Here is a 15,333-nt window from a genome sequence, read left to right as displayed (position 1 = left end):
TCAAGCGTTGCGCGGGCGGCGCAACGCAGTGGCAAGATAGACCAGCACGAGACCAAGCGCGCTGCCCAACAGAAAGAGCACCAGCGCCGCGCCCATCGGCGGCAGCGGTATCATCCCCGCCAGCAGCCCCGGCAAATCCCCCGTCACCACGACCCATCCCATCGTCGCCCCGAACCAGCCCAGCACCATCGCCACCGCTGCCCCCAGCACCCCCTGCAACCCGGCGCGCCGCCCGCGCAATCCCCGCCGAAGCGCGGTCACAGGCCGCGACAGGTCTTGCCCGATGGCCAAAAGGGCAGGCACCACCAACAGCACCAAAATCATGCCAAAGGCCAAACCGTAAACCAGCGTGATGACCGTAGGTTTCAGGAATTGCGCCTGTGTGGATCGTTCAAAAAGCAGCGGGGCCAGCCCCAGAACCGTCGTCAGCGTGGTCAGCACCACCGCGCGCAGCCGGTCGGCGGTGCCCTCGATAATCGCCGGGATCAGCCCGCGCGTCTTGGCATGCTCGTCAATCGACGTGACCAGCACGATGGAATCGTTGATGATGATGCCCGTCATGCCCAGCAATCCCACCACTGTGAACATCGACAGCGGCACGTCCCATTGCGCATGACCCCAGATCGTGCCCACCAGACCAAAGGGAATGATCGCCATCACCACCATGGGCCGGGTCCAACTGGCAAAGACCAGCGAGAGCACCAGATACACCCCCAAAAGGGTTGCCATCAGCCCCAGCCGCGCATCGGCCATGAATTCATTTTCTTGCTCATTCAGCCCCGCCAGCCGGTATTCCACCTGATAGCGCGCCGCGACATCGGGCAGGATTTCCGCCTCCAGCGCGCGGGAAATCTCGGCGGCGCGCGCGGGGTCATCCTCGGATATATCGCCCGTCACCGTCACCAGCCGCAGGCCGTTTTCCCGCCGGACCGATGCAAAGCCGGTGCGCGCCTCAACGCTGACCACATCGACCAGCGGCACATATTGCCCGCCCGGCGTGCGCAACTGCATCCGCTCCAGAAAATCGGCGGTCAATTCGCCCTCGGGCAGTTCAACCCGCACCTCTGCCGACCGTGGCCCGTCCGGGTATGTGGCGGCCTCGATCCCGCTCACCCGGTTGCGCAGGGTTTGCCCCAAATCGTCGATGGTAAAGCCAAGCGCGGACCCCTGCGGTGTCAGGTCCAAAATCAACTCGGCCTTGTCATAGGCGAGCGAGTCCTCCAGCCCCGACACCTCCGGATACCGCGCCAATGCCGCCTTCAGCGCTTCGGCGGCGGATTTGAGCTGCTCCGCCTCCGCGCCATAAAGCTGGATATCCAGCGCATCGCCCCCCGGCCCCGCCCGCGATCCGCGAAAGCTCAGCGTTTCGGTCAGGGGATGCTGCACCACCCGCTCTTGCAGATCGGCGACAAAGGCGAAACTGGAATAGGGCCGCAGATCGGCATCAATCAACTCGATGGAAATCCCCCCCTGCAAATCCGCCTCGCGCGTGTCCGACCCCGAAAGCCCGCGCCCCGCAGCGCCGCCCAATTGCGCCACCACATAGGCAAGCGGGTTTGCCCCATGCTCGGCCTCATACTCCGCGCCCAACTCTTCGGCGGCGCGCTGCAACGCGCGCATCTGTGCCAGCGTATCCTCGCGCGTGGCCCCCGGCAGCATGGCAAAATTGCCCGTAACACTGCCCTGCTCGGGCGCGTTGAAAAACCGCCATGTCACATCGCCGCGCACGAAACTCGCCACTTGCGTCGCCAACAGCAGCACCGCCGCCGCCAACACGGCATAGCGGCCCCGGATCACCCAAGCGATGAGCGGGCGAAAGGCACGGTCGCGAAACACGCGGAACCCCCGGTTCACCACCCGGCTTGGAATGTCATACCAATGCTCGCGGGCCGAATGGGCCAGCGCATGCGCCATATGGTTGGGCAGGATCAGGAAACACTCGATCAGGCTCGCCACCAGCACGGCAATCACAGTAAAGGGAATGTCATAGATCAGATCCCCGAACCGCCCGCCAATCACCGCCAACCCGAAAAACGCAATCAGCGTGGTCAGCGTGGCGGCAAAAACCGGCAGTGCCATGCGCGCGGCGGCACGCTCCGCCGCAACCATCGGCGGCTCGCGCAGGCGACGATGCCGCGCATCGGCATGTTCGCCCACCACGATGGCATCATCCACCACGATCCCCAGCGTGATGATCAAGGCGAACAGCGAAATCATGTTGAGCGTCAGACCGGCCGCATACATGAACGCCATCGCCGCCAGCATCGCCACCGGAATCCCCGCCGCCACCCAGAATGCGGTGCGGGCATTGAGGAACAAAAACAGCAGCCCCACCACCAGCGCCAAACCCGTCAGCGCATTTTCCACCAGCATCGCAATCCGGCCGGAAATCGCCTCGGCCCGCGTGCGAATGAGGTCGATGCTCACGCCCTCGGGCAGGGTGTCGGCCATGCGGTCCGCCACCCGCTGCACCTCGGCCTGAATATCGAGCGCATCGCCCCGCGCAGAGCGGTCCACCCGCACGCTCATCGCCGGGGCCTCGCCCACATAATAGGCCAGCGCCCGCGTCGCGCCCTCAACCCGCACCCGGCCCACATCGCCCACTGTCAGCGCGCTGCCATCGGGGGCAATCCGCAGGGTGATCGCGGCAATATCGCGGGCGCTGCGTTTCTGCGTGCCGGTGCGCAGGCGCGTATTAGCCCCGGTCATATCCCCTGCTGGATCGGTGGTGATCTCGGCGGCGATAGCGGCGGCAATCTCGGCCATGGTGATGTCATGGGCAATCAACGCTTGCCCCGGCACCTCGATCACCGTTTCTGGGGCCGCGACGCCTTCGATCGTGGTGCGGGTCACGCCCGCATCGAACAGGCGCGTGACCAGCTCATCCGCCAGCCGCGCCAGTTGCTCGGTGCCGACCGGCCCGGTGATCACCACATCCGTCACCTGATCGCGCCATGCCCCGCGTCGGACCACCGGCTCATCGGCCTCTTCGGGCAGCGTGGTGATGATATCAAGCGAGGCCTGCACCTCATCCGCCGCGCGGCCCATATCCCAGCCCGGCTCGAATTCCAGCGTGACCAGCGCGCTATTCTCACGGCTCAGCGAAGTGGCCGCTTCGACCCCCTCAACCGCCAACAGCGCCGGTTCCAGCACCTGCACGATGCCGCCGTCCACATCTTCGGCGCTTGCCCCCTCCCATGCGACCGACACGCTCACATTGTCGATCACCACATCGGGAAAGAACTGCGCCCGCATTTTCGGCAAGGCCATCAGGCCCAAGGCCACCATCAGCACCAACAACAGATTGGCCGCCGTGCGGTGCCGCGTGAACCATGAAATCAGCCCCGCCATCCCGCTCAGCCCCCGATGCGGCGTTCCAGCCGTTCCACCGTGCTCAGCGACACCTCGGGCTGTTCCAACTGCGTCAAAAGGCGGCGCTTGGCCTCTTCGGGCATGTCGGTGCTGGCCTCAACATAGGCCCTCAGCCGCGCCCGCCTGTCTGGGCTGAGGGTGACAGTGCCCGCCTCTGGCACGGCCTCGGCACTCTCCAGCTTGCGCACCTTGATCCCTGCGCCCAGAACCGGCGTGCGCTCGGCCACCACATCGCGCCCCGCCAATCCCGGCGCCGACACCAGAATGTCATTGCCCTGCCGCCGTAAAAGCGTGACCGCCACCGCCTCCAGCCGCTCTTCGGCATCAATCACCAACACCTGCCCATCCGGCCCCAGCGCCGTGGCAGGCAGGCGAATGGCGGCCGCCAACACCGGCTCCTCGACGCTGACAGTTACAAAATCGCCGGGCTTCATCGCAGGTGCCGTCTCCAGCGTGGCAAAGATCAGACGCCCGCTTTCGCCCTCGGCCAGCGCCGCGCCCTGCCGCGTGATCCGCCCCACCGCGTTCAGATTCACCCCGCCAGTATCCAGCGTCACCGTCACCACCGCGTCAATCAACCCGCCGCTCTCATCCAAAAGCCGCGCATATTGCGCGGTCGAGACGCGAAACGCCACTTCCAGCGCCGTGCCATCCACCAATTGCGCCAGTTGCTCATTGGCCGCCACCAAACGGCCCGCAACCACGCTCACCTCGCTCAGCGTGCCGGTAAATCCGGCGGTGATCCGCGTCTCTGCCAACCGCCGCTCCGCCTCGGACAGCGCCAGTTCGGCCCGCGCCGTGGCGGTCGCCGCCTGATCTATCCGCGCCTCGGCCAAGGCCAGCGCCTGACGGCTGGCCAGCACCGCCTGACGCGCCTGCACCACGTTGAATTCGGCGCTCTCCACAGCGGTCAGCGTGCCCACGCCGCGCGCCTCCAGATCACGTTGCCGCGCCAAGGCACGGTCTTGAATATCGGCCTGCTCGCGCCGCGCGGCCAACTCGTCGCGCGCCAGTTCCAGCGCGCGCGCCGCCTCGCGCGCCTCGGCGCGGGTATCCATCAGGTCGGTGCGCGCCCGCTCCAACGCGCTCTGGGCATCGGCGGGATCAATCCGCGCTAGAAACTGCCCGGCGCGCACCATGCCGCCTTCGACAAACTCGGGCGCCAACTCTGTGATCACCCCCGTCGCCTGCGCGCGAATTTCTAGCGTGCGGCGGCTTTCGATCTGGCCAAAGGCTGTCAGGGTGGGCGCGATCTCGGCCTCAACCGCGCGCACCGTGCGCACGGTAAAACTGCGCTCATTGCGCTCAGGCACCCGCACCTCGCGTGCCATACGCTCTTGCACGGCGCTGACAACGGTCTGTCCGGCATAGGCCAACAGGCCCAAGGTGAGCGAGACCAGAAAGAGCCCGATCAGCCCCTGACGCAAAAACCGCATAGTGCGCAACCTCTTGAACCGGCCCTGCAGACGGGCTGACCCCTGTAATGTAACCCCGACCTACAGAATGCCAAGCCGGGCGCACAGGTCATACGCCGCCGCCCGTCACTTCCGGCGCTTATGCTCGTCAAGTCGCGGCATGATCTCCACAAAATTGCAGGGCCGATGCCGATAATCGAGCTGATATTTCAGGATTTCGTCCCAGGCATCCCGGCACGCCCCCGGGCTTCCGGGCAGCGCAAACAAATACGTGCCCCCCGCCACGCCTCCCGTGGCGCGGCTCTGCACCGCAGAGGTGCCGATCTTCTGCATCGACACAATGGTAAAGACCGTGCCAAAGGCGTCTATTTCCTTCTCATAGACATCGCGATGCGCCTCAACCGTCACATCGCGCCCCGTCAGACCCGTGCCGCCCGTGGAAATCACCACATCAACCTCAGGATCGGCAATCCATTCGCGCAATTGCTCGGCCACCTGATCCCGCTCGTCCCGCACGATCATGCGATCCGCGAGGATATGCCCCGCCTCCTCGATCCGCGCCACCAACGTATCGCCCGAGCGATCATCAGACATATCGCGGCTGTCCGATACGGTCAGAACCGCGATACGGACAGGGATGAACTCCTTGCTCTCGTCAATACGGGACATGGGATCAACTCCTTTGCATGAACGCGAGGCGCGCGGCCAACGCCGTAAAGATGGTGGCCGAGGCAAGGCCCAGCCCGCGCGTGAACCCCGGCGAGGTGGCCAATCGACGCCCCAACCCTCCGGCAAAAACCCCGGCCGCGCCATTGATCACAAACCCGCCCACCGCAAGGATCAGACCAAAGATCAGAAACTGCGGCAGGATCGCGCGCGCCGGGTCGATGAATTGCGGCACAAAGGCCAGCACAAAAAGGATAACCTTGGGATTGAGCAGGTTCACCAGCATCCCCTCTCGAAAGGCGCGGGCCACGCCCAAAGCAGGCGCATCCGGGCGCATCGGCCCTATCCGCAGCGCGCCCCAAGCCAGCCACAAGAGATAGCCCACCCCCAGCCAGCGAATAATGTCGAGCAGAACCGGCAAGGCGGCAATCGCGGCGGCCAACCCCAGCCCCGCAAGGGTCACATGTACTATGCCCCCCGCCGAAATCCCGGCACTTGCCGCCAGCGCCGAACGTGGCCCCGACCGCAACCCCAGACCGAGGCAGAACATCATATCCGCCCCCGGCGTAAGGTTCAGCGCAAGACCCGCCGGGATGAATGCCAAAAGGGTCAAAGGATCGACGATCACGCGCCCGCCTCCCGTAACCGCGCCTTGAGTGCCAATAAATCCGCCCAGGCCTCGCGCTTGGCCGCAGGGTTGCGCAACAGATAGGCCGGGTGAAACATCGGCAAGGCCGGTTTGCCATAGGCCTCGGCCCACTGCCCGCGCAGCCGCGTGATCCCGCGTTGGCCCAATCCCGCCTCGCAACTGATATTGCCCATCAGCACGATAACCGCCGGATTCACCAATCCCACATGCCGCGCCACAAAGGGCCGCATCATCGCGATTTCCTCTGCGTTCGGATCGCGGTTCTGCGGTGGCCGCCACGGCAGAACATTGGTGATATAGACCGCGTCTTGTGGCGCTTGCGCCCCACGGCTCAGCCCAATCGCCTGCACCATCCGGTCCAGCAATTGGCCCGCCCGACCGACAAAGGGCTTGCCCTGCTGATCCTCATCTCGCCCCGGCGCTTCACCGATGATCATCACCCGCGCCGCAGGATTGCCATCGCTGAACACCAGATTGCGCGCCCCGCGCTTGAGGTCGCAATGCGGATAGGCTCCAAGGGCCGCGCGCAGCCCCTCCAAATCCATGGCCGCCGCCGCTGCTGCGCGCGCAACCTCTACCGGATCAACGCCCGCGCCCAGGCTTGGCGCTGTCAGCGCGGCGGGTTTGACCTCTGTCTTGGGCACCGCCGCCGGCTTTGCGACTTTCTCGGGCAGCTCATACCGATTGATGGGCGCATCGCCAATCGCCTCGGTCGCGCCAAGCTCGATCTGCCAGATCAGACTGGCCAAGGCATCATGGGGGCTGAGGATCGATTCCATGCGCCAGACGCTACCCCGTGGCGCGCCCCGGTGAAAGAGCCATGATCGCGCAGCTTCGGCCCGTCGGGAATTTGAGTATCTGCAGAACGACGAAAGGCAATCACCTGCGCGCAATCCGCGCCTTGCCCTGCGACACCTGCGGTCTTACAAAGCAGGGCGGAACGGCTCTGGAGGGCGGCATGACATTTCCACACGCGCATCTTCTGGGGATCGAGCCGCTGTCCCCGGCGGATATCACCGCGATCCTTGATCTGGCCGAGGAATACGTGACCCTCAACCGCAGCGCCACCAAACATGGCGATGCCTTGGCGGGGCTCACGCAGATCAATATGTTCTTCGAGAATTCCACCCGCACACAGGCCAGTTTTGAGCTGGCAGGCAAGCGTCTGGGCGCGGATGTGATGAATATGGCGATGCAGGCCTCCAGCCTCAAAAAGGGCGAAACCCTGATTGATACCGCCCTCACGCTCAACGCCATGCACCCCGATCTTCTGGTGGTGCGCCATCCCCATTCCGGCGCGGTCGACCTCTTGGCGCAAAAGGTGCGCTGCGCCGTGCTCAATGCCGGTGACGGGCGGCATGAACACCCCACTCAGGCGCTCTTGGATGCTTTGACGATCCGCCGCGCCAAAGGGCGGTTGCACCGGCTGACCATCGCCATCTGCGGCGACATCGCACATTCCCGCGTGGCGCGCTCGAATATCCTGTTGCTGGGCCGGATGGAAAACCGCGTCCGCCTCATCGGCCCGCCCACGCTCATGCCCGCTGGCATCGACGCCTTTGGCGTCGAAGTCTATGACGACATGCGCCGCGGGCTAGAGGGCGCTGATGTGGTGATGATGCTGAGGCTGCAAAAGGAACGCATGGATGGCGGCTTTATCCCGTCAGAGCGCGAATATTACCACCGCTACGGGCTCGATGCCGAGAAACTGGCCCATGCCAAGCCCGACGCCATCGTCATGCATCCCGGCCCGATGAATCGCGGCGTTGAAATCGACGGCGAGATTGCCGATGACATCAACCGCTCGGTCATTCAGGATCAGGTCGAGATGGGCGTCGCCGTGCGCATGGCCGCGATGGACCTTCTGGCGCGCAACCTGCGCGCCCGCCGGGCGGCGGCATGAGCACGGTTCTGCGCATCCCCGCCGGTGAGGCGCATGTCGTGCGCCTCTTTGCCGTGGACGAGGATCGCGCCAAACCCCATGCCGATGATGCCATCCTTGCCGCGCTGGGCGCAGGCCCGCTCAAGACGTCGGAAATCGAACTTTTCGATCTGGCGGATCTGCAAGGCATGACGCTCACCGATTATCTGGCCGAGGGGCATGGCATCGCCGCCGCCGAACTTTCCCCGATGCAGCCTCAGGTCAATGGCCTGAAGGGCCGCGTGCTGATCCTGCCCTCACGCGCTTTTGAAGGGCGCGCTCAGGAAATGCGACCGCGCGCGCCCCTGCGGCTTGTTGCGCGCTTTTCCGAAGAGGTGGCGCCGGTGCGTTTCACCCCCCTGCCCACCGGCAGCGCCGAGGGCCTGCTCACCCCCCGCGCCAATGCCCGCCCGCAGGGTGCGGGGCGGTTGCGGCTCATGGCCTTTGCCGTGCTGGCGCTCATGGCCATCGGCGCGGCCGTCGCCATTGGCCTTGCGGTGAAACTATGAGCGAGGGGCTCATTCATTCCATGACCCCCACCACCCCGCTGGCAGAGGGTGAGCACGTGATCACAAGCTTTCACCCCGACCGTGCCGCCTATCGCCGTGACCATGCTTGGCTTGCGGCGGGGGCCATGGCGCTGGGCATGGCGATCCTTTGGGCGATTGGCAATCCGCATGTCTGGACCGGGGCTGTGGGCGGGCTTGCCGCGATTGCCGTGCGGGGGTTTTATGTCGCCTCCGACGAGTTGAAGGCACGCTGGGATCTGACCGACCGGCGGCTCCTTGGCCCCCAAACCCGCGTTGTGCGGCTCTCAGAGATCAAGACGGTCCGGGGGCTTGGCAGCGCCGTGCAGGTGATCACCGCCACGGGCGACAAGCACCTCATCAAATATCAGGCCGACCGCGCCGGCACCGAGGCGCGGATACGCGCCGCCGCAGGACTATAAGAGGACAGGATGCAGGAACCCAAAGACCCACGCATGTCCGGCAAGATCGCCATGGCGGCCCTTCTGGTGATCGCCGCCCTGACCGTGGTCATGGTCTGGGTGGCGGGATGAGCCGTGCCAAAGCCGAAAGAAAGTAACCGTATGACCCAAACCGTTTTCACCAAAGCGGCTAGGCATCTCCCGTTTGAAAAAACTAGGTCAAAGAGCGATGGAGGATTTGCTTAATGGATATTATCTCTGGGATTTCTGCGGCGACAGAAGCAATCAAGCTCACAAAAGAACTTCGTGAGATTGATCGTGAAATAGACAAGGCTGAACTCAAGCTGCGCCTTGTTGATCTTACGGATCAACTCCTTTCCGCAAAGGAAGCTTTGCAAGATGCACGCGAACGAGAGCGCCAGCTTCTAAATGAGATTGTAGAACTGAAGAAGACGATTGAGTTTAGTCGTGCACTGGAAGATGAAAAGGGCTGTCTCTACGAGTTAGATGAAAATGGTGCGCGCAAAGGGCAGCCATATTGCAATTTATGTTATGTCAGAGAGGGAAAACTCTATCGCCTCAAATACCATCCCCGAAGCGATTTTGGCGCCTCTGGCTTTTGGTGTGATAACTGTAAGACGGAGCATTATGAGTAATACCCTTTTCACAAACGCCCGCCTGATTGATCCCGAGGCAGGAACGGATGCCCCCGGCTGGCTCCTGATCGACAAGGGCGTGATTGCCGCGCGCGGCACGGATGCCGCACCGCAGGCCGAGGTCGTGATGGATTGCAGCGGCCATTGTCTTGCCCCCGGTATCGTCGATATCGGCGTCAAGGTGTGCGAACCGGGCGAGCGGCACAAGGAAAGCTATCGCTCTGCGGGCCTTGCGGCGGCGGCGGGCGGTGTGACCACCATGGTCACGCGCCCCGATACATCCCCCGCCATCGACAGCCCCGAGGTGCTGGAATTCGTCGCCCGCCGCGCCAATGAGGCCGCGCCGGTCAATGTGCTGGTCATGGCCGCCCTGACCAAGGGGCGGCAGGGCCGCGAGATGACCGAAATCGGCTTTCTCATGGACGCAGGGGCCGTGGCCTTTACCGATTGCGACCATGTGGTCAGCGATACCAAGGTCCTGAGCCGCGCGCTGACCTATGCCCGCAGTCTGGGCGCGCTCGTCATCGGCCATCCCCAAGATCCCGGCCTAAGCGCCGGTGCGGCGGCCACGTCGGGCAAATTCGCCTCGCTCCGGGGCCTGCCTGCCGTCTCGCCCATGGCCGAGCGGATGGGGCTGGACCGTGACATCGCCCTTCTGGAAATGACCGGCGCGCGCTATCACGCCGACCAGATCACCACCGCCCGCGCGCTGCCCGCCTTGGCCCGCGCCAAGAAGAACGGGCTCGACATCACCGCAGGCACGTCCATCCACCACCTCACGCTCAATGAACTGGATGTCTCGGACTATCGCACCTTCTTCAAACTCAAACCGCCGCTCCGCTCCGAGGATGATCGCCAAGCGGTGATCGAGGCGCTGCGCGAGGGGCTGATCGACATCATCTCCTCCATGCACACGCCGCAGGACGAGGAATCCAAACGCCTGCCCTTCGAAGAAGCGGCGAGCGGTGCCGTGGCGCTGGAAACCCTGCTGCCCGTCGCACTCCGGCTGTACCATGCCGAGGCGCTCGATCTGCCCGCCCTCTTTCGCGCCATGTCGCTCAACCCTGCCAAACGGCTGGGGCTGGCTTCGGGGCGGCTCAGCATCGGCGCGCCTGCCGATCTGGTGCTTTTTGATCCGATGAAACCCTTCGTGCTCGACCGCTTCGCGCTCCGCTCAAAATCCAAGAACACCCCCTTTGATGGCGCGCGCCTGCAAGGTAAGGTCTGCGCAACCTATGTCGCAGGCACCCGCGTATATGAGGCCGACACATGCCCCTGATCGAAACCACCACCACTTTGCTGATCCTCTGGGCCGTGATCGGCTATCTCTTGGGCTCCATCCCCTTTGGCATGGTGCTGGCGCGGGTCATGGGGCTTGGCAACCTGCGCGAGATCGGATCGGGCAATATCGGGGCCACGAATGTCTTGCGCACCGGCAACAAAACCGCCGCCGCGCTCACCCTTCTTCTCGATGGTGGCAAGGGGGCTGTGGCGGTGCTCTTGGCGCGGGCCATGGCGGGCGAGGATGCGGCGCAACTGGCGGCGCTCAGCGCCTTTCTTGGCCATTGCTACCCGGTCTGGATCGGGTTTCGCGGCGGCAAGGGGGTGGCAACCTTTCTGGGAATTTTCCTTGCCCTCGCATGGCCCGTGGGTCTGGCCTGCTGCGCCACATGGCTGGTGACGGCGCTGGTCACGCGGGTCTCGTCCAAGGCCGCGATCATGGCGGCGGCGCTCTCGACCGGCTGGATGGTGGTGCTGGGATACGGCACGGGCATGCTTCTGGCCTTCGTGCTGTCGCTGCTGGTCTTCTGGCGGCACCGCGACAATATCGCCCGGATCAAGGCGGGCACAGAGCCGAAGATCGGGCAAAAGGGGTAGGGGGACGGCCCAGCGATCCGCGCGGCGGCGCTTCGCGCCTTGTTCCGCGCGGGGGGGGGGGTTAACGGACATGCGCCCCAATCACCGTCGCGCGGAATCAAGGTGCCGCAGGCACCGCCGCGCAGCGCCCGACCGCCCCCTCGGGCGGGCGCTTTTGCAACGTATCTCCTCAGCGCGAACGCGGAAGAGTTGGCAGGCATAAAGTGCCCATCACTTCTGTTGCTGCGCCCACCCGGCGGTCAGGCACCGCGCAGCTTGCGACAAGAGGCACCGCCTCTCACCCTTCGTGAACAATCTTGATATGCCGCGCGCCCCGCGCCTCGGCCAGACCCATCTGCTTTTGCCGCTCACGAAACCGCGCCTTGTCCTCTTCGCTGGTCTCGTTCACGCAGTGATGACAGGCGACGCCCTCTTCATACTCGGGCCGGTCCATATCGGCAGGCAGGATCGGCCGCCGACAGGCATGACACAACCGATGCGGCCCTTCTTTCAGCCCGTGCCCCACCGACACGCGCCCATCAAACACGAAACACTCCCCGCGCCACGTGCTCTCCGCTTCAGGCACCTCTTCGAGATATTTCAGAATACCGCCCTTGAGGTGATAGACCTCCTCCACCCCTTGTCCCAAAAGGTAATTGGTGGATTTCTCACAGCGAATGCCCCCCGTGCAGAACATCGCGATCCGCTTGTTGTGAAAGCGGTGCTTGTTTTCCTCCCACCACGCCGGGAAATCGCGGAATGTCGCCGTCTGCGGATCAAGCGCCCCCTCAAAGGTGCCAATCGCCACCTCGTAATCATTCCGCGTGTCGATCACCGCCACATCCGGACTGCGGATCAGATCATTCCATCCGGCAGGCTCAACATAATGCCCGACCCGCGCGCGCGGATCGACATCCGGCTGCCCCATGGTCACAATCTCTTTCTTCAGCCGCACCTTCATCCGGCGAAAGGGCTGCGTTGCCGTCGCGCTTTCCTTCCATTCCAGACCGTCGCAGCCGGGCAGGGCGCGGATATGCGCCAGCACAGCAGAAATCCCCGCCGCAGGCCCGGCAATCGTGCCATTGATGCCCTCGCGCGCGAGCAAGAGCGACCCGCTGATCTTTTCCGCGTCGCACAGCGCCTGCAACGGCCCCTGCACAGCGGCGGGATCGTCAAAGCGGGTGAAATGATAGAGGGCTGCAATCTTGTACATGCCGCGCGATTTACGCCCCCGCGCAGGCCCTCGCAAGAGGGCATTCCGACGCTTTTGGCCTGCAAGGGCCGCGCGTCACCCCGCCCCTTCCGAGATCAAAAGCTCTGTCGGCTGGCCGCCAATTCCATAAACCCGCACCCAGATATAGCGGCTCCGCCCTGTCAGCACCCACTCGGGCAGATATTCAGAACCGGGCATGATGCGACAGCGCCCGGCAATTCGGGCGCGCATCTCGCGCGAGGCAAAGACCGGGTCCGATTGATCGCCGTCATGGCGGATGCCAAAGCGGTGAAAATTTGCCCGGTCTTGCTGAACAACCGCGCAGAAATCCCCCAATCGTTGCCCTTGCGAATTCCGCATATCCTCGACCCCGAGAGAGGTGTAATATTCCGCGATCAACTCTTGCGCGACACTAGGCGATGCGGTCAGACATGCCCCAAAAATCATGGCTAGAATGCGTTTCATGTTTTTCCCCTGCTGAAAATGACGATCCCGAATAGATGCGTTCAGACTGGCATGTTCTGCATTGAGGGGCAACTTTGAGGGTATCACACCGGTCGGCACGCGGCAGAATAGACAGTGCGAGGTGATTGACGCCCGTTTCCATGGCCCTTACCTCTGCGCTTGAAGGAGCCATGCCATGACATCTGCCCTCATCGTGATCGACCTGCAAAACGATTTCTGCCCCGGTGGCGCGCTCGCCGTTCCAGAGGGGGATCAGATCGTGCCCGGCATCAACGCCCTCATGCCGGAATTCCCGGCAGTGATCCTCACACAGGATTGGCATCCCTCGGGCCATTCCTCCTTCGCGTCCTCGCATCCCGGAAAATCTGCCTATGAAATGACCGAGATGCCCTATGGCCCCCAAGTGCTCTGGCCCGACCATTGCGTTCAGGGCAGCCATGGGGCCGCCTTTCACCAAGATCTGAACACAGCGCGCGCCGACCTCATCCTGCGTAAAGGGTATAATCCCGCCATCGACAGCTATTCGGCGTTTTTCGAGAATGACCGCGCCACCCCGACCGGGCTGCATGGCTATCTGCAAACGCGCGGTATCACCGACCTCACCATGGTCGGCCTCGCCACCGATTTCTGCGTCAACTACTCAGCGCTCGACGCCGCCCGGCTGGGCTACCGCGTCACCGTCCGGCGCGATCTGGCGCGCGGCATCGACCTTGGCGGATCACTGGCTGCGGCAGAGGCGGGGATGACGGCGGCGGGGGTTACCCTCTTATGAGGGCCGACCTTACAAAATCACCTTACAAAACGTAAGGTTCGTCATGTCCGACCTCACCGCCGAGATCCGCGCCTGTCGCCTCTGCGCGGAGCGGTTCGCAGCCACGCATACCGCGCATGCGCCCCGCCCGGTGGCATGGTTCAGCCCCTCCGCCCGACTGCTCATCGCCGGACAGGCACCGGGGCTGCGGGTGCATCAGTCGGGCAAGCCATTTGATGATCCTTCGGGGGACCGGCTGCGCGATTGGCTGGGGCTAAGTGCCTGTGAATTCTACGATAAATCCCGCGTCGCGATCGTGCCAATGGCCTTTTGCTTTCCGGGCTACGATGCCAAGGGATCAGATCTGCCGCCGCCGCGCATCTGTGGCCGCACATGGCACGACCGCGTCATGCAAGCCCTTGAAAACGTGAGGTTAACCGTGCTTGTCGGCGGCTATGCCCACAAGTATCACTTGGGCGTCAAGACCGGTGTAACCCAAACCGTTCAGGCATGGCGCGACCATGCACCGCGGATTTTCACCTTGCCGCATCCCTCGTGGCGCAATACCGCTTGGCTCAAGAAACATCCGTGGTTCGAGGCCGACGTTCTGCCGGAATTACGCGCACAAATTCAAAGGGTTATCCATGACTGACCTGACCCCGCTCGACATCGCCCATGCCGCGATGGAGGCCGCCCCCGAGGACGCCACCGCCCGCTTGCGGTTTTACGAGACCTTGGTGGCAAGCGAGCTGTATCTCTTGCTCAAATCCGAGGTGGATGGCGACCAACTCGACCCGGAAGTATTTGATTTATCAGATCATTCTTTCGTTCTCGTGTTTGATCGCGAGGACCGCTTGGCGCAATTCGCAGGCCGGATCGTGCCCTACGCGGCGCTCAGTGGGCGCAGTATCGCGACCATGCTGGCGGGGCAGGGGGTGGGCCTTGGTGTCAATCTCGACGTGGCATCTTCCTCTATCCTGCTTCCGCCAGAGGCGGTGGATTGGCTGGCCGAAACCCTCTCCGATGCCCCCTCAGAGATCGAGGCGAAGCCGGAAAAGCTAAGCGCGCCCAAAGGCTTGCCCGAAAACCTCTTGATTGCACTCGATGCGCGACTGGCCACGATGGCAGGGCTCGCGGACCTCGCCTATCTCGCCCGCGTGACCTATGACACCGGTGCGCAGGGGCATTTGCTGGGCTTTGTCGGGGCGGACCCGCAGGCGCAAAGCGCCTTGGCCCGCGCCGTGTCCGAGGTGCTGATCTTTTCGGGGCTCGAGGCGGCCGCACTTGATGTGGCCTTCTTTGCCGCCTCCGATCCGGTCGCGGCACGTCTGGCACACTGCGGATTGCGCTTTGATCTGCCCGAACCGCCCCGGCCAACGGTCCGCGCGGCACCCGGCTCTGACCCGGATAAACCGCCACTTCTCAGATAGTTAGCTGGGT

At 63.9% G+C, this 15,333-nt stretch carries 16 protein-coding genes; 9 read left to right on the top strand and 7 right to left on the bottom strand.

What is annotated here, in order from left to right:
• From ACLGGT_RS03315 to ACLGGT_RS03295, 5 genes are all read right to left on the bottom strand, one after another.
• Window positions 1-3,351 (bottom strand): efflux RND transporter permease subunit, encoded by a 3,351-nt coding sequence (locus tag ACLGGT_RS03315; protein WP_437195036.1) that lies wholly within the window; start codon window positions 3,349-3,351, stop codon window positions 1-3.
• A 5-nt stretch (window positions 3,352-3,356) separates the two neighbouring features.
• Window positions 3,357-4,808, bottom strand: coding sequence for an efflux RND transporter periplasmic adaptor subunit (locus tag ACLGGT_RS03310; protein ID WP_437195035.1), 1,452 nt, complete (start codon window positions 4,806-4,808; stop codon window positions 3,357-3,359).
• Between the two features lie 105 nt (window positions 4,809-4,913).
• Entirely contained in the window at window positions 4,914-5,456 is a 543-nt protein-coding gene (moaB, locus tag ACLGGT_RS03305) for a molybdenum cofactor biosynthesis protein B (RefSeq protein ID WP_008279251.1), read from the bottom strand.
• 4 nt (window positions 5,457-5,460) lie between these two features.
• On the bottom strand, window positions 5,461-6,078 hold the full coding sequence (locus tag ACLGGT_RS03300; protein WP_437197389.1) for a LysE family translocator: 618 nt from the start codon (window positions 6,076-6,078) through the stop codon (window positions 5,461-5,463).
• The gene (locus ACLGGT_RS03295; RefSeq protein WP_437195034.1) at window positions 6,078-6,881 is read right to left on the bottom strand and encodes a uracil-DNA glycosylase; all 804 of its coding nucleotides are present in this window, start codon (window positions 6,879-6,881) and stop codon (window positions 6,078-6,080) included. Before ACLGGT_RS03295 ends, ACLGGT_RS03300 begins: the two co-directional genes overlap by 1 nt.
• 179 nt (window positions 6,882-7,060) lie before the next feature.
• On the opposite strand from ACLGGT_RS03295, the gene ACLGGT_RS03290 reads away from it, so the two are divergent.
• The 6 genes from ACLGGT_RS03290 (at window position 7,061) to plsY (ending at window position 11,485) form a co-directional block, all read left to right on the top strand.
• A complete protein-coding gene (locus ACLGGT_RS03290) occupies window positions 7,061-8,005 on the top strand; it encodes an aspartate carbamoyltransferase catalytic subunit (RefSeq protein ID WP_037296930.1) in 945 nt (314 codons plus the stop codon).
• Window positions 8,002-8,532, top strand: coding sequence for a hypothetical protein (locus tag ACLGGT_RS03285; protein ID WP_437195033.1), 531 nt, complete (start codon window positions 8,002-8,004; stop codon window positions 8,530-8,532). Before ACLGGT_RS03290 ends, ACLGGT_RS03285 begins: the two co-directional genes overlap by 4 nt.
• Window positions 8,533-8,552: 20 nt before the next feature.
• A complete protein-coding gene (locus ACLGGT_RS03280) occupies window positions 8,553-8,972 on the top strand; it encodes a hypothetical protein (protein WP_050775721.1) in 420 nt (139 codons plus the stop codon).
• Window positions 8,973-9,196: 224 nt separating this feature from the next.
• Complete coding sequence (locus tag ACLGGT_RS03275) at window positions 9,197-9,607, top strand: hypothetical protein (protein ID WP_437195032.1); 411 nt, start codon at window positions 9,197-9,199, stop codon at window positions 9,605-9,607.
• Complete coding sequence (pyrC, locus tag ACLGGT_RS03270; protein WP_437195031.1) at window positions 9,600-10,886, top strand: dihydroorotase; 1,287 nt, start codon at window positions 9,600-9,602, stop codon at window positions 10,884-10,886. The genes ACLGGT_RS03275 and pyrC overlap by 8 nt, the downstream gene beginning before the upstream one ends.
• Window positions 10,877-11,485 (top strand): glycerol-3-phosphate 1-O-acyltransferase PlsY, encoded by a 609-nt coding sequence (plsY, locus tag ACLGGT_RS03265; protein ID WP_008279243.1) that lies wholly within the window; start codon window positions 10,877-10,879, stop codon window positions 11,483-11,485. Before pyrC ends, plsY begins: the two co-directional genes overlap by 10 nt.
• A 277-nt stretch (window positions 11,486-11,762) precedes the next feature.
• On the opposite strand, the gene trhO is transcribed toward plsY, so the two are convergent.
• Together trhO and ACLGGT_RS03255 are read right to left on the bottom strand one after the other, a co-directional pair.
• On the bottom strand, window positions 11,763-12,677 hold the full coding sequence (gene trhO, locus ACLGGT_RS03260) for an oxygen-dependent tRNA uridine(34) hydroxylase TrhO (protein ID WP_437195030.1): 915 nt from the start codon (window positions 12,675-12,677) through the stop codon (window positions 11,763-11,765).
• Window positions 12,678-12,752: 75 nt separating this feature from the next.
• Entirely contained in the window at window positions 12,753-13,142 is a 390-nt protein-coding gene (locus ACLGGT_RS03255) for a hypothetical protein (protein ID WP_237183450.1), read from the bottom strand.
• A gap of 175 nt (window positions 13,143-13,317) precedes the next feature.
• Here ACLGGT_RS03255 and pncA point away from each other — a divergent pair, with 175 nt between their 5' ends.
• The 3 genes from pncA to ACLGGT_RS03240 are packed head-to-tail and all read left to right on the top strand — an operon-like array spanning window position 13,318 to window position 15,323.
• Window positions 13,318-13,914: a bifunctional nicotinamidase/pyrazinamidase gene (pncA, locus tag ACLGGT_RS03250; RefSeq protein WP_437195029.1), complete on the top strand. Its 597-nt coding sequence runs from the start codon at window positions 13,318-13,320 to the stop codon at window positions 13,912-13,914.
• A 43-nt stretch (window positions 13,915-13,957) separates the two neighbouring features.
• Complete coding sequence (locus ACLGGT_RS03245) at window positions 13,958-14,545, top strand: uracil-DNA glycosylase family protein (protein WP_437195028.1); 588 nt, start codon at window positions 13,958-13,960, stop codon at window positions 14,543-14,545.
• Window positions 14,538-15,323: an SseB family protein gene (locus ACLGGT_RS03240; RefSeq protein WP_151977219.1), complete on the top strand. Its 786-nt coding sequence runs from the start codon at window positions 14,538-14,540 to the stop codon at window positions 15,321-15,323. The genes ACLGGT_RS03245 and ACLGGT_RS03240 overlap by 8 nt, the downstream gene beginning before the upstream one ends.
• Window positions 15,324-15,333 lie beyond the last annotated feature (10 nt).

Source organism: Roseovarius sp. MS2 (assembly GCF_051447875.1).
In the GTDB taxonomy this organism is placed as follows: domain Bacteria; phylum Pseudomonadota; class Alphaproteobacteria; order Rhodobacterales; family Rhodobacteraceae; genus Roseovarius; species Roseovarius mucosus_A.
Note: the sequence above shows the minus strand (reverse complement) of the source record. Positions and strands in the feature narration are given on the sequence as shown.

Bases quoted from the DNA above. Each gene is read 5' to 3' on its own strand.
- ACLGGT_RS03315 (WP_437195036.1), bottom strand. From the start codon at position 3,351: ATGGCGGGGCTGATTTCATGGTTCACGCGGCACCGCACGGCGGCCAAT.
- ACLGGT_RS03310 (WP_437195035.1), bottom strand. From the start codon at position 4,808: ATGCGGTTTTTGCGTCAGGGGCTGATCGGGCTCTTTCTGGTCTCGCTC.
- moaB (WP_008279251.1), bottom strand. From the start codon at position 5,456: ATGTCCCGTATTGACGAGAGCAAGGAGTTCATCCCTGTCCGTATCGCG.
- ACLGGT_RS03295 (WP_437195034.1), bottom strand. From the start codon at position 6,881: ATGGAATCGATCCTCAGCCCCCATGATGCCTTGGCCAGTCTGATCTGG.
- ACLGGT_RS03290 (WP_037296930.1), top strand. From the start codon at position 7,061: ATGACATTTCCACACGCGCATCTTCTGGGGATCGAGCCGCTGTCCCCG.
- ACLGGT_RS03285 (WP_437195033.1), top strand. From the start codon at position 8,002: ATGAGCACGGTTCTGCGCATCCCCGCCGGTGAGGCGCATGTCGTGCGC.
- ACLGGT_RS03280 (WP_050775721.1), top strand. From the start codon at position 8,553: ATGACCCCCACCACCCCGCTGGCAGAGGGTGAGCACGTGATCACAAGC.
- ACLGGT_RS03275 (WP_437195032.1), top strand. From the start codon at position 9,197: ATGGATATTATCTCTGGGATTTCTGCGGCGACAGAAGCAATCAAGCTC.
- pyrC (WP_437195031.1), top strand. From the start codon at position 9,600: ATGAGTAATACCCTTTTCACAAACGCCCGCCTGATTGATCCCGAGGCA.
- plsY (WP_008279243.1), top strand. From the start codon at position 10,877: ATGCCCCTGATCGAAACCACCACCACTTTGCTGATCCTCTGGGCCGTG.
- trhO (WP_437195030.1), bottom strand. From the start codon at position 12,677: ATGTACAAGATTGCAGCCCTCTATCATTTCACCCGCTTTGACGATCCC.
- ACLGGT_RS03255 (WP_237183450.1), bottom strand. From the start codon at position 13,142: ATGAAACGCATTCTAGCCATGATTTTTGGGGCATGTCTGACCGCATCG.
- pncA (WP_437195029.1), top strand. From the start codon at position 13,318: ATGACATCTGCCCTCATCGTGATCGACCTGCAAAACGATTTCTGCCCC.
- ACLGGT_RS03245 (WP_437195028.1), top strand. From the start codon at position 13,958: ATGTCCGACCTCACCGCCGAGATCCGCGCCTGTCGCCTCTGCGCGGAG.
- ACLGGT_RS03240 (WP_151977219.1), top strand. From the start codon at position 14,538: ATGACTGACCTGACCCCGCTCGACATCGCCCATGCCGCGATGGAGGCC.